At 52.4% G+C, this 11,798-nt stretch carries 13 protein-coding genes; 2 read left to right on the forward strand and 11 right to left on the reverse strand.

The features are described 5' to 3' along the window. Positions 1 to 459 precede the first annotated feature (459 nt). On the forward strand, positions 460 to 834 hold the full coding sequence (locus PHC90_13295) for a type II toxin-antitoxin system RelE/ParE family toxin (GenBank protein MDD3847318.1): 375 nt from the start codon (positions 460 to 462) through the stop codon (positions 832 to 834). Next, entirely contained in the window at positions 831 to 1,133 is a 303-nt protein-coding gene (locus PHC90_13300) for a helix-turn-helix domain-containing protein (GenBank protein ID MDD3847319.1), read from the forward strand. Before PHC90_13295 ends, PHC90_13300 begins: the two co-directional genes overlap by 4 nt. A gap of 496 nt (positions 1,134 to 1,629) precedes the next feature. Here the strand turns inward: PHC90_13300 and PHC90_13305 are convergent, their stop codons facing one another. From PHC90_13305 to PHC90_13355, 11 genes are all read right to left on the reverse strand, one after another. Next, positions 1,630 to 2,094: a hypothetical protein gene (locus PHC90_13305; GenBank protein MDD3847320.1), complete on the reverse strand. Its 465-nt coding sequence runs from the start codon at positions 2,092 to 2,094 to the stop codon at positions 1,630 to 1,632. A gap of 127 nt (positions 2,095 to 2,221) precedes the next feature. After that, complete coding sequence (locus tag PHC90_13310) at positions 2,222 to 3,028, reverse strand: hypothetical protein (protein ID MDD3847321.1); 807 nt, start codon at positions 3,026 to 3,028, stop codon at positions 2,222 to 2,224. Between the two features lie 63 nt (positions 3,029 to 3,091). Beyond that, entirely contained in the window at positions 3,092 to 4,402 is a 1,311-nt protein-coding gene (locus PHC90_13315; GenBank protein MDD3847322.1) for a hypothetical protein, read from the reverse strand. Positions 4,403 to 4,404: 2 nt separating this feature from the next. Continuing rightward, a complete protein-coding gene (locus tag PHC90_13320; GenBank protein MDD3847323.1) occupies positions 4,405 to 6,411 on the reverse strand; it encodes a DUF87 domain-containing protein in 2,007 nt (668 codons plus the stop codon). A gap of 9 nt (positions 6,412 to 6,420) precedes the next feature. Beyond that, positions 6,421 to 7,263: a Dam family site-specific DNA-(adenine-N6)-methyltransferase gene (locus tag PHC90_13325; protein MDD3847324.1), complete on the reverse strand. Its 843-nt coding sequence runs from the start codon at positions 7,261 to 7,263 to the stop codon at positions 6,421 to 6,423. 726 nt (positions 7,264 to 7,989) lie between these two features. Continuing rightward, positions 7,990 to 8,532: a flavin reductase family protein gene (locus tag PHC90_13330; GenBank protein ID MDD3847325.1), complete on the reverse strand. Its 543-nt coding sequence runs from the start codon at positions 8,530 to 8,532 to the stop codon at positions 7,990 to 7,992. A 23-nt stretch (positions 8,533 to 8,555) separates the two neighbouring features. Beyond that, positions 8,556 to 8,819 carry a type II toxin-antitoxin system RelE/ParE family toxin gene (locus tag PHC90_13335; GenBank protein MDD3847326.1) on the reverse strand — a complete coding sequence of 88 codons (264 nt, stop codon included), beginning with the start codon at positions 8,817 to 8,819 and terminating at the stop codon, positions 8,556 to 8,558. Then, on the reverse strand, positions 8,809 to 9,018 hold the full coding sequence (locus PHC90_13340) for a type II toxin-antitoxin system prevent-host-death family antitoxin (GenBank protein ID MDD3847327.1): 210 nt from the start codon (positions 9,016 to 9,018) through the stop codon (positions 8,809 to 8,811). The genes PHC90_13335 and PHC90_13340 overlap by 11 nt, the downstream gene beginning before the upstream one ends. Before the next feature lie 255 nt (positions 9,019 to 9,273). Beyond that, positions 9,274 to 10,182 (reverse strand): cysteine synthase family protein, encoded by a 909-nt coding sequence (locus PHC90_13345; GenBank protein ID MDD3847328.1) that lies wholly within the window; start codon positions 10,180 to 10,182, stop codon positions 9,274 to 9,276. Positions 10,183 to 10,303: 121 nt separating this feature from the next. Further along, positions 10,304 to 10,510, reverse strand: coding sequence for a hypothetical protein (locus tag PHC90_13350; GenBank protein ID MDD3847329.1), 207 nt, complete (start codon positions 10,508 to 10,510; stop codon positions 10,304 to 10,306). A gap of 45 nt (positions 10,511 to 10,555) precedes the next feature. Then, on the reverse strand, positions 10,556 to 11,740 hold the full coding sequence (locus PHC90_13355; GenBank protein ID MDD3847330.1) for an anaerobic nitric oxide reductase flavorubredoxin: 1,185 nt from the start codon (positions 11,738 to 11,740) through the stop codon (positions 10,556 to 10,558). Between the last annotated feature and the right edge of the window lie 58 nt (positions 11,741 to 11,798).

Consider the following 11,798-nt stretch of genomic DNA (forward strand, 5'->3'; position numbering starts at 1 on the left):
CAGGTTGAAACAGAGCATGACATCATGATGACCTGCCGTGCAAACCACTTCAAAACAAACCAACCGGCCCCAAAGTTCACAAGATCCTTTTGCAGCAGGTTGCGGGGCGCGTGGTCCTGGCTCCCCCGTGCAGCCACGCTTCGGGTCACACCCGTTACGTGCTTTCGACTCGCTCGATGCTAATTGCGGACAGAGGTGGGTGCAGGTTAACGGCTGGTCGTCCGCAGACATAGCTCTATAGCGTATCGCCAACAGAGTGCAGTCAGACGCATCGGTCCAGGCCACTACCGTGCCCGGTCCGCGCTCCCCGAAACCACAACGGGTCCCGTGATCCTTGAGCCAACGGCTGCCCGGGGGAGCCAGGACCACGCGCGGGCGGGGAAGCCAGTTATGGGAAAAGATACACGAAAGTAAAAGACCCTCCTTGCGTACTATATCACTGAGTGGTATACTTAACCAGTGCGGGCGTTCAAGAACAGATGGTTCCACCGCTGGGCCCGGAAAGAGAATCTGCCTGACGCCCTCCTTCTCAGGGTTGCGAAGGAGATCCTGGACGGCAAAGTGGAAGCCGATCTCGGCGGCGGGCTCTTCAAGAAGAGGCTGGCCCGTTCGGGTGGTGGAAAGCGTGGAGGATACCGGACGATCGTGGGATATAAGAAACCGAACTCTGAACGCATCATCTTTCTATACGCCTTCGCCAAGAACAGGAAGGCCAACATGACCGCTGAAGAGGAAGCCGCCCTGAGTATCGCGGCCGAGTCTTTCATTTTAGCGTCCGATGCGCAGGTTGCGGCACTCCTGGAGGAGGGAGCCATACTGGAGGTACAGACATGAGCGAGATTCTCGATATAGCCAACGAGATGGCACGTGACCTGTTCAAGGTTGGAGCCATGGACGAGATCACCCTGCGCAAGGTGGAAGCACTGCACTTGCCCACGAAGCGCCCCTTAGGGCCCGAGGACATCCGCCGTCTTCGCCTCGCGAACCGCGTCAGTCAGGCTGTCTTCGCGGCACTTCTCGGAGTCGGCAAGTCAACAGTGCAACAGTGGGAACAGGGCCAGAAAAAACCGAGCGGCCCCGCCCAGCGCCTGCTCGATCTCATCGACCGGAAAGGCCTGGAAGCCCTCGCCTGAAGACCCCGGGAGAAAATAGAAGCGGAACGCCTCCCAGGACCCTTTTGCAGCAGGTTGCGGGGCGCGTGGTCCTGGCTCCCCCGTGCAGCCACGCTTCGGATCACACCCGTTACGTGCTTTCGACTCGCTCGATGCTAATTGCGGACAGAGGTGGGTACAGGTTGACGGCTGGTCGTCCGCAGACATAGCTCTATAGCGTATCGCCAACATAGTGCAGTCAGACGCATCGGTCCCGGCCACTACCGTGCCCGGTCCGCGCTCCCCGAAACCACAACGGGTCCCGTGATCCTACGCTAACGGCTGCCCGGGGGAGCCAGGACCACGCGCGAGCGGGGAAGCCGGCCATGGGTTATTCTGCCAGGGTTTGCGCCCGGCAGGGACATTGGCAGGAGGAAGGGGTTGAAGCTCTCCTGAAAAGAGTTACTTACTTTTTACCGAACGTTCCCTTGTCACCCATGAGATGAATTGCACATTACGGGATGAAATGGAGTAACAATTACTGCATGCCGTTCCTTTTCCAGACTTCTCGACCAATTGCCTTGAATTTGCTAACAGCCAAAGCGCCGCGTTCGTTTCTCGCTTTTGATCCTGGAGTGAACAATGCCCGCTCAATTTCCGGTCTTTCCGCCTCATGTATACTCAGAACTTCAAGATCTTCGTCCATCAATACCAGAAGCACAGTGTCCCATTCCTTGTCGAGCTGAATACTGCCAAGACGTTGGCCAGATCTTGCATTGGGCGGCAAGCATCGGGCCTTAATTTGTATTTTTGTTTCCCTTCGATTATCACGACGTATGGCGTCGTAACCAGACTGCCGTGCTCCCATTAACTCTAAGCCGAGAATCATTGCCGCTGAGAATTCTGCAACTTCGCCGGTGATACCAAGAGGCTTACCGGTCAGCTTGCGGTACCTTCTCGCCAGCGACTTGGCTTCACTTAGGATTTCTGCGATTTCGTTCATTCTCTATTTCACCTCCAAATTGAACAGGGGGCCTATCGTGAAGCGCCGCGACTTACTGATAGAAATGCGGTAACGCATGCACAACCGGGAGTGGCCCGCCAGAGACACAATTCGGTTCATGCGGTTGTTAGGCATTTTTGCCGTTCTCCTCTTTCAGTGAAGCTTCGCGGGCCTCTACCTTTGCTCTCAGTTCAGCGAGGGCTTCGGCTTTTACGGCACCAGGAAAGAGCTTATCCATAGCGCCGTAACCTGCCAAGTGCATTTTATCGATACCTGGTTCCATTAAGACCATATTCGTCGCGACCTGGTGGGCAGCCCCAACATACTGACGGACAAACGGGATGTTGAGTAACTTGTCGTAATTGAAATATACCTTCTCTACCGGCGAGGTACCTATGGCAAAAACAACATCTCCGGTAGCCTCACAGTAGAGTTCTACTGCCGAGACTATACGGGAAAGAAATTCGTTGCACGGAGCCTCGATCTTCGCCCAAGCCATGTAGGAGTCATACACAGCCTGCGTATCGCTGGCCTCTAGAATCGGCTTCCATAGCGGCAGCGTGTTAATGAAAGCCATAGGGAGATCGTTGGCACTCTTCACTGGACTCTGTGAATTGCTTCTCAAAGACAAATCAAATTGCTCGAGCAAATGAGAGACCTGTTCCAGCGCCGCAAACTTGCCCAGCCTCTTCAGTTCCTCGCGCTGGAGATCAATAGATATGCGCTGCAGTGCAAGTTCCTCTCTTTGCAGGCGAAGCTCATTCCCCTGTTGGAGATATGCGGCGATAAGCCATATGAAAGCAATCGTGCTTGCAATACCTGCAAGATAGTCTCCGAGTTGGCTGCGACCTGTCATATCAGGAATACACCAGAACATCAAAACCGCAAATACGATTATCAATCCTGACAGTACCCATGGCCATCTATGTGCCATATTGTTCCTCGCACTTGTAGGTTAAGCGTCTATCCCAATTTATTTAATTTACAGCCCAATCTTTCACCGACTGATTCGTTCAGCAAACATTTTTAAAACCTTGGCCGATGGGTACGTAGACAAAGAGGCTACGCCGTTTGCCATCTCCACTGGCATGAGGGCACCCTCGTAGCGGTTGCTCAGGATCGTGGGCAGCGTCGCTAGGATGCGATCGAAGCCGATAAGGTCCGCAACCATTGGACTCGGGCGGTGGGGACCGGTCGGGACGTTGATAACCATTGAATGATATGGATTGAGTTTGAGAAAGACCTTAGTACCGTAATTGGTGTCAAGGCCATATGGCGCTCCCTGGTTCGGTCGGTTCTGTATTCGTTGTTTAATGTATGCATCATCTGGGATAAAGAAGGAGGGATAGGGGGCGTGATCGCGAATTAGTGTGAGGTGATCGAAGAAGGTTCCACTTTTTTCCTGTCCAATAATGTGGACCGGGCAGTTTGATTGGACTGTATGCTCTATAAAAACCCTAATGGGACCAACCAATTTCGAGTATTGTGCACGAATCGACAGCGGGCCATCCTTGATAAACAGACAGTTCTTCAGAATTTCTCTCTTTCCTTCCCAGTAGTATCGGATACCAGTAAAAAGCATGAGGGTCTCATGGATCGCCATGTATGATGACGCAATGGTATCGGGAGCCGAGTCTTCCGACATTTCTTGGTGAAAGCCCAACATATCGGTAATGAGTATTGTTTTTCCGCAGTTCTGGCAGGGCCCTGAGCCAGCATCGTATGGCAACGTGGCCCTCGGAAAGTGACAATGGGGACATTCAAAGTCTGGCAAGCCACGTTGTGCTCGCGGGTTCCACTTGTGGTAAACAAGCCATTTCAAAGTCTCGTACGGTTGACGCTCAAGCACAGTATCTTCCGTTAGAGACATATAGATGATTTCGCGCAATGCATCGTACAGCGTTTTGCCAGCCATTTCTACGTGACGCAACGGGAACACCGTCGCATGGTGCATAGCGCTATCCTTTAGAATGTCGCGAAGAGCAAAGGGATGTGGCGTATCTTTGTCTATAAGGCTTAACGCATGTCGGTCGATACGAAGTAGCGCGGTCTTGATAAAAGCACGTGCGCAATAAGGAGGCGCTTCATTGCTGATAACCTGGTACGACCCATCTGCAGCAAAAACGATGGAGAGCGGATTTCCTCCGGGTGTAACTATGGACCAGAGCCTGCTCGCCTCCTCAGCGTTTGGCTCAACATCCGTCAACTCGCGACACAATTTCTGGACCAGAGGATTATCCAGGACTTTGAGGTGTCCGAGCTTGCTTGCCCGTTCTGCAGGCAGTCTCCGGCCTCCTTGGAACGCCATCACTAACGTCCTTTCCCAGCCGAAGTACTAGCCGGTTCAGCGCCTACAGCGGCCGGTGGGGTGAATAGGTACACCTGGACCGGGACAACAAAGCGGTGCGAACGAGTAAGCATTCGGATGTATCCGGGTGTTTTTGCTGAAAGGATATCGTCCTGAAGGCTGTCATAAGCCACATTCAATTTGCCGAGGGCGGAGACTTCATCACGCGAGGAAAGGTGTGCGATGAAAAAGTTCTCCGTCTGCGCCAGAAGATCTCGGTTAATCGTGGTAGGCGATTGCGTGGAATAGACCATACCAATATGGTACTTTGCACCCTCTTTTGCAAAGCGGCTGTATATCGTGGTGACATCCTCTGTGCGTGGAAAAAGGTTGTGCGCCTCTTCAAAATAGAGCTGGACAAAGTGATCGCCGAGATTATTGTTGCTGAACTTGTCCACCTGGTGGTTAAAAACAGCTTTCGAAAGTTCATTGGAGAAGTATTCCATAACCTTCGGGTTTGCATTTCCCAGATCGAGGATGACGGTTTGCCCGGCATTAATCAGCGTCAAGATGTCTGATATGAAGTTACCAGCATTGGGGTCGTGATAGTTGCGAAAAGGTAACAACAGGGAGATCCCGGCGCGCCCAGGCGGGGGTTCAAGAAACTCAAGAAGGGCTATATCCTCAGAGCTAAAAAGCGGTCCGCCACCGGACTGAAGACTAGGGTCATTTGCTGGAGCGCTTCGGCGGTAACGATTCACTGCCTCGAGTTCAGTAATGAGGCTGCTAAGGGAATTCGGAGGCGCAGGCGGGTTTTTGTTGAATGCTGCGTTTCGGAGGTTCTGAGAAAACCCTGGGTTAAAATTTCTTGTAGCCCCGGATGTCAGACCAAGTTGTCGTAAAGTGGTTTCATCTGCTGGAAAACTGGCTTTCGACAGTACTGCCCAGTACGTCTGAATACGGCGGATCAGTCGAATCTTATCACCGCCTATTGGCATGGCCATCACATCAGCGACAGATGGAAGCTCTACGCTGGCGAATGCATTAATGTATGCTGAATCCCGGTTTGCCTGCCGCAGCAGGCTGGCCAACACAGGGAGGGAACCTTCTGGATTTGTGAAGAAATTTAGTTTTAGAGGACGGGACGGAGTGCCAGATTTCGGTGTCAATGCGTAGACGGTACATTTAGCCGGATATCCACTGGCCAGGGAACGATTGTTGTCCTGAGGGTTGTCGTTGGCATACTCACCATTAATGTCGAAAATAAGTTGGCCTACATTAGGCTGCGTCTCGATCAGGCTTTGAGCAATGAGTTTCACTACATTGCTCTTGCCAAGGCGGGTCTTGCCGAACATCGCAGTCCGGCATCCCATGAAATCATTAGTTGTTACGTTCACATCAACATTTGGAGTGGGCTTTCCTGGTAGCGGTAGTCTGCATTCCGTCATTCTCAGCTTGCCCATCGAGAAGCGGCCCTCGACTCGAACCAACGTGTTCACAATTAAATTCAGCAGATCATCGCAAGGCGCATAGACTCGATACTTGTGGGCGCTTACAAAGTTATTCAAATCTCCTGAGAATTCGACTTCGTTGAGCTTTTCGGGATGCGGATAGAACATACCGAGGACGCTCGTCTTGAGAGCCCCCCATTGTAGCTCGCTTTGGGTAAAAACGTCCAGTTCGGGCATAGATTTCTTCTGGAGTTCAAAATAGGTTTGCTGAACGTCCTGCGACAACGGCGTTGGTGCCGATTCAAGGACACGAAGCAATGTGAAGTGGGGTGGAAGAGAATAGAAGTTGGCGGGTGCCATAATGAGCAGCGAGTTGCGGGGAACACCACCTACGGCGATTTTGAAGGGGTCTGAGGTTATGATCGTGAGAGTATCGTATCCAATATCAAGAACATAACCTACAAAGCGCATCTCGTTGTATTTCTTAGCTTTTTCATTGGCGTCTTCACGTTCCACGAACTGCTGTAGAATGCGCAACGGATGATCCTGCATCGCAGCATCTTCAAAAAACTCCTTCATATTATCTCCTCAAAAATTCATTACGAGCACCTCGCCGGTTTCTTTGGTGATGTGTCCTGGCGAATGACCGACTCCAACTCTGAATGGGATCATTGCATATTGAGGGTATAGCGCCTTGATATCTTCGTGGGATGATATGGTCATAACCCATCGCACTCCACGCTCAGTAGCTCGATTAAGGGATGCGGCGAGGCGTTGGTGGGATGTAAAGGTGAACTGCGCGAACATGTAGTGATCGACCCGCGACTCCCGACGACCAGGGTGGTATGGAGGGTCCAGAAAGATGAAATCCTTTTTCTGTGAGGCATCAACTACGGTCTCGAAATCAGCACACAGAAGTTTTACGCCTCTGAGGGCTTTGGCAACCTGGACAAGATCTTCTTCTGCTATGGCCCATCGGCGTCCCTGTCCTCCATATCCGATGTTAAAGCGACCCTGGGAGTTCTGACGCCACATACCTTTGAAGCATGTTCGGTTTAGATAGAGTGTACGAGCGGCTTTAGAGATGACGTCCCATCCAGTAGTGTCCTGCCGGCGAATCCGATAGTACTCCCTTTTTCCACTCTTGTAGCCAGAGTATATTTCCCATACTTTATGCGGAGCTCTACGAATTCCCTTGTAGAGGTCAATCAATTCCGAATTTTTATCACTTAAGATTGCCGGCTTTGCTTGTATGGCAAAGAATACGGAACCACCACCAAGGAATGGTTCGACAAAGTGACCCTCGATTGCATCGACCCGAGGTAGAGTCGCCACAATCTGGTTAAGGAATCTCTGCTTACCGCCCGGATATCGGATTGGAGTCTTGGCTGGCTGGTTTGACATTACACTGCCTTCTACGTGGCTATTCATGTTTTTCAACTTCTCGCTAACGAATTCAGTATTTTGTAACATTCTATTATTAACCAAAATAAATGACAAGCTAATAACCGAAATCGAATTGCCTCATAAAAAATGTTACCCAAAGGGTGGTGAGAGAAAGATCGTTGACTCATAAAGGATGTTACCGAAATAATAGCCCCGAAAGGAGGGAGCAGACCGGGGACGTTCCACAGAAATCAAGTTATTCTTCAATGCCCCCTAAACGATTTGAGTTTCTTAATTTCTTAAGATGTACACTATGCTTTCCCTTAAGCCTTTTGGGGTCGGAGCCCCAAGCAGTTGCCTTTGCCCACCTTCCCCCAACCTCCAATCCCTCTCTCGTGCGGGGTCTCAGGGCCGGGCAGCCGTTAGCGTAGGACCACGGGACCCGTTGTGGTTTCGGGGAGCGCGGACCGGGCACGGTAGTGGCCGGGACCGATGCGTCTGACTGCACTGTGTTGGCGATATGCTATGGAGTTATGTCTGCGGATGACTAGCTTGAAACCTGCGCCGACCTCTGTCCGCAATGAGCATCGAGCGAGTCGAAAGCACGTAACGGGTGTGATCCGGAGCGTGGCTGCCCGGCCCTGAGACCCCGCACGCACGCGCACCCACCAGTGAAGCACAGGCAGTGCCGTTTAAGCCTTTCTTCTTCTTCTTCTTCTTCTTCTTCTGTTTCTCTTCGCGGTCCTTGCGAAAGCGCCTGACCTTTGAGGGCTAGACGCCAGCCGGAAGTTTTGACGCCATCATTTGTTTTCGGTCAAGCTTGCGTCCATCTGCGATGAATGTGCCGTCACCGACGGCGTGGATGGTTCGTTTCTCTTTGCGGGAGCTGTCGAAGTATGCCGCGGCGGCTTCGAGGATGATGATGTTGTGTTTCTTGATGATGTCGATGACCTTGCACTCGATGTTAGCGAGGCATTCTTTTATCAATGGTGCTTTGACTATCTTGCCTTTTACGGGGGTGAGCCTGAATTTCGTAAATTTGTCCGTGTCGGCGCCGGAGCATGTTCCTATTCCGACTATCTTGTCAAGCATATCGACGGTGGGGATTGCAATGACACACTCCTTTGTTTTCCGAAGGGCCCTGAAGGAATAGTTCCATTCTCCCGTGGTTATGGCGAAGATCGGTGTGAAATCCACGACCATTGTCCATGAGATCGTCATGATGTTGTCCTTCTTTCCGTCATTCGTCGTAACAAGGACGACGGGCCCCGGTTCCAATAGGGTAAAGGCTCTGCTGATCTCCAATTGTTCCATGAGAGCACCTTCTGGAGCACCCGCTACAGGTCGCGATAAATATCCTTACGGTGTTTGACGCGCATGATGGTGACAGTATCCGCCCGATTGTCGATTTCGTAAAGGATACGATAGTCGCCAATCCTGAGTCTCCAGTCTCTGGCGGAACCGCTTATTTTTCTGCTGCCCTGTGGATGAGGGTTGATGGCCAGTTTTCTTATCTTTGTGATGATCTGGGAAAATAGTTGTGAGGATAATCTTTTCAGGTCTTTCTCGGCATGCCTCTCTATGAGAAGCTCATAGCGCATTTTCAGGTTCCGCCAGGAAGTCGCTGAGTTTTCTCACCTCAAGGCTGCCCTTGCGTATCTTCTCGAGATCCGCCAGGTCTTCCTTGTCTTCGAGCCTGTCCAGCAGTTCCTGATAGTCCTTAATGTCGATTATCACGGCGCTCGGCCGGCCGTTTTTCATGATCACCTGGGGTTTTGTCTTAAGAATTCCTTTTGCCATCTCTTTCCTCCCCCTTTACCGGAGCACCCATAATGGTCTCATTATACCTTCTTTCTCATGCACTGGCAACAATGGTAACCTCTATCCTTCTCTCGTGTGGGATCTCAGGGACGTCCGTCAAGAAGGGATACTTGAGAAGCAACCCCCTCTTGAAGGCAGTCCCGTTTGCGGTATTTTTTCTCTCTTTCTGTTAAAAGAAAGAACTTCTGTTTTTGGCTGTTCCGTTCAAGCGGTTCAAGCGGCTAAAGCGGTCTGTTAGGGCGGACACTTCGCGCAGATGGACCTGAATTGCATGGTGGAGAGGTACCTGTCCCCGCGGTCCGGGAGGAGGACTACAATGGTTCCGTGGTCGATCATCCTGGCGAGCCTCAGGGCGACTGCCGCCGCGGCTCCGCTCGATGTTCCGACGAATATGCCTTCTTTCTGGGCAAGGAGCCCCGTCATTTCGAAGGCTTCCCCGTCCTCGACCATTTCCTTGAGGTCGAGTTCTTTGGGGTGATAGATGGAAGGCACCATGGATTCCCGCATGTTCTTGAGGCCCTGGATGGTGTGGCCGACGACAGGTTCCACGCCGACTATCTTGACCCCGGGCTTGACGGATTTGAGATAGCCGCCGGTTCCCATGAGGGTGCCCGTCGTCCCCATGCCGGCGACGAAGTAATCCACCTCTCCGTCCGTCTGGCGGAATATCTCGGGGCCCGTCGTCTCATAATGGGCGAGGACGTTGTCGGGGTTTTCGTACTGGTTGGGCATGTAGTATTTTTTCGGCTCATCGTGAAGAAGCGTGAGGGCCTGCCTGATGGCGCCGTCTATGTTCTCTTTGGCGGGTGTGAGAAAGACCTGGGAGCCGAGGCCCTGGAGGATGAGCCGCCGTTCGTTGCTTACGCACGCGGGCATGCACAGTTCGACGTGGTAGCCCTTGGCCGCGCCGATCATGGCGATGGCGATGCCCGTGTTGCCGGAGGTGGGCTCGAGGATCGTCTTTTCCTTCGTAAGCTCTCCCCTCTCTTCGGCCTTGGTGATCATGTAAAGGGCGGGGCGGTCCTTGACGGAGCCGCCGGGGTTGCAGCCTTCGAGCTTACACAATATCTTGACATTGGGATTGGGGTTGATATTGCACAGTTCCACGAGTGGCGTGTTGCCGATAGCGGAAAGTATGTTCATGGATGTTGACCTCTCATAATGCTGATATCTGCGACAGATTCTAGCAGAACAAGACATCATAGACAAGATAAATCAGGGACTTGCACTGGCGTGAAGCGAGTGCAAGTCCCTGGTGGGACCGTCATTTTGCCGTGGGACTGCACACCGGGTTGGGGAAGCAGTGGAGCTGGCATGCTCCCACCTTGATTTTGAATTCATTGAGAAGGTCGCCCATATCCCCGTAGGGGACGCCTTCGGCATCGGCAAGCTTCATGGCCTGTTCGCAGGAGATCTTTCCATCCGCGCCCAGAAGGGCCTTCACCTTTTGTATCATCGCCTGTTTGTCCATTGTGTCCTCCTTAATGTTGTGTGTTGTGTTGATGTCGGGACATCCTCATTTCCCCGCCAGTTCTCTTCCGAACTGCACTGCCTGTGCCAGTTCATCGTCGCCCGGCTGCCACATCGCCCTGAAGCCCTCGTGGACAATCTCGAACCCGGCTTTTGCCAGCCCTTCATTGAGGATCTTCACCGATTCGCCGCTCCAGCCGTAACAGCCGAAGGCGGCGGCCTTCTTGTTTTTGAACTTGAGCCCGGCGACCATTTCTATCAACGACGCCACTGCATTGAGGACGCCCCTGTTGATCGTCGGGGAACCCAGCAGGATGGCCTTCGACCTGAAAACCTCCGTTACCACGTCGTTGATATCGCTTCGGGCTACATTGCAGAGCTTCACCGTCACCTTGCCGTCCATTTCCTTGATGCCCTTTGCTATGGCTTCGGCAAGCCTGCGTGTGCCGTTCCACATGGTGTCGTAGATGAGGGTGATCTGGTCCTCCTGGTAGTCTGCCGCCCATTCAAGATATTTATGAACGATCTGGAGAGGGTTGTCGCGCCAGATGACGCCATGACTGGGGCAGATGGCATTGACGGGCAGGTTCAGGGCGACCACCTCGTTTATCTTCCTCGTTACGAGGGGCGAAAAAGGCGTAAGGATGTTGGCATAGTACTTAGTCGCCTCTTCAAAAAGCTCCGATTGCACCACGAGGTCATTGAACATATGTTCACTGGCGATATGCTGGCCGAAGGCATCGTTGGAGAAGAGGATGGCGTCGGCCGTGAGGTATTCCATCATGGTATCGGGCCAGTGGAGCATGGGTGCCTCGATGAAGACGAGTTCCTTGCTTCCGAGACCCAGCCTGTCGCCGGTCTTTACCACCTGGAAGTTCCAATCCTGATGATAGTGGCCCTTGAGGGACTTTACGCCGTTGGCCGTGCAATAGACCGGCTTGTCGGGTATGCGGCGCATCAGTTCCGGCAAAGCGCCCGAATGGTCCATCTCCGCGTGGTTGGCAATAACATAATCAATGGTGTTGAGGTCGATCTCGTTTGCGAGGTTCTCCACAAAGTCACGGGCAAAAGGGAGCCATACCGTATCGATGAGAACGGTCTTTTCGTCCCGCACCAGGTAGGAGTTGTAGGACGAACCCCGGTGGGTGGAATATTCTTCCCCGTGAAACTTTCGCAGCTCCCAATCGATCTTGCCTACCCAATGAACATTCGAGGTAATTTCAAATTTCATAGCCCCTCCTTATTGATTGATAGTCGCTGTCTTGCTCTCATCTTACCCCAGATCATCC

The sequence above is a fragment of the Syntrophorhabdaceae bacterium genome, assembly GCA_028698615.1.
In the GTDB taxonomy this organism is placed as follows: domain Bacteria; phylum Desulfobacterota; class Syntrophorhabdia; order Syntrophorhabdales; family Syntrophorhabdaceae; genus Delta-02.

Excerpts from the sequence above, each read along its gene's own strand:
- PHC90_13300 (MDD3847319.1), top strand. The coding sequence starts at position 831 with ATGAGCGAGATTCTCGATATAGCCAACGAGATGGCACGTGACCTGTTC.
- PHC90_13305 (MDD3847320.1), bottom strand. The coding sequence starts at position 2,094 with ATGAACGAAATCGCAGAAATCCTAAGTGAAGCCAAGTCGCTGGCGAGA.
- PHC90_13310 (MDD3847321.1), bottom strand. The coding sequence starts at position 3,028 with ATGGCACATAGATGGCCATGGGTACTGTCAGGATTGATAATCGTATTT.
- PHC90_13315 (MDD3847322.1), bottom strand. The coding sequence starts at position 4,402 with ATGGCGTTCCAAGGAGGCCGGAGACTGCCTGCAGAACGGGCAAGCAAG.
- PHC90_13320 (MDD3847323.1), bottom strand. The coding sequence starts at position 6,411 with ATGAAGGAGTTTTTTGAAGATGCTGCGATGCAGGATCATCCGTTGCGC.
- PHC90_13325 (MDD3847324.1), bottom strand. The coding sequence starts at position 7,263 with ATGAATAGCCACGTAGAAGGCAGTGTAATGTCAAACCAGCCAGCCAAG.
- PHC90_13330 (MDD3847325.1), bottom strand. The coding sequence starts at position 8,532 with ATGGAACAATTGGAGATCAGCAGAGCCTTTACCCTATTGGAACCGGGG.
- PHC90_13335 (MDD3847326.1), bottom strand. The coding sequence starts at position 8,819 with ATGCGCTATGAGCTTCTCATAGAGAGGCATGCCGAGAAAGACCTGAAA.
- PHC90_13340 (MDD3847327.1), bottom strand. The coding sequence starts at position 9,018 with ATGGCAAAAGGAATTCTTAAGACAAAACCCCAGGTGATCATGAAAAAC.
- PHC90_13345 (MDD3847328.1), bottom strand. The coding sequence starts at position 10,182 with ATGAACATACTTTCCGCTATCGGCAACACGCCACTCGTGGAACTGTGC.
- PHC90_13350 (MDD3847329.1), bottom strand. The coding sequence starts at position 10,510 with ATGGACAAACAGGCGATGATACAAAAGGTGAAGGCCCTTCTGGGCGCG.
- PHC90_13355 (MDD3847330.1), bottom strand. The coding sequence starts at position 11,740 with ATGAAATTTGAAATTACCTCGAATGTTCATTGGGTAGGCAAGATCGAT.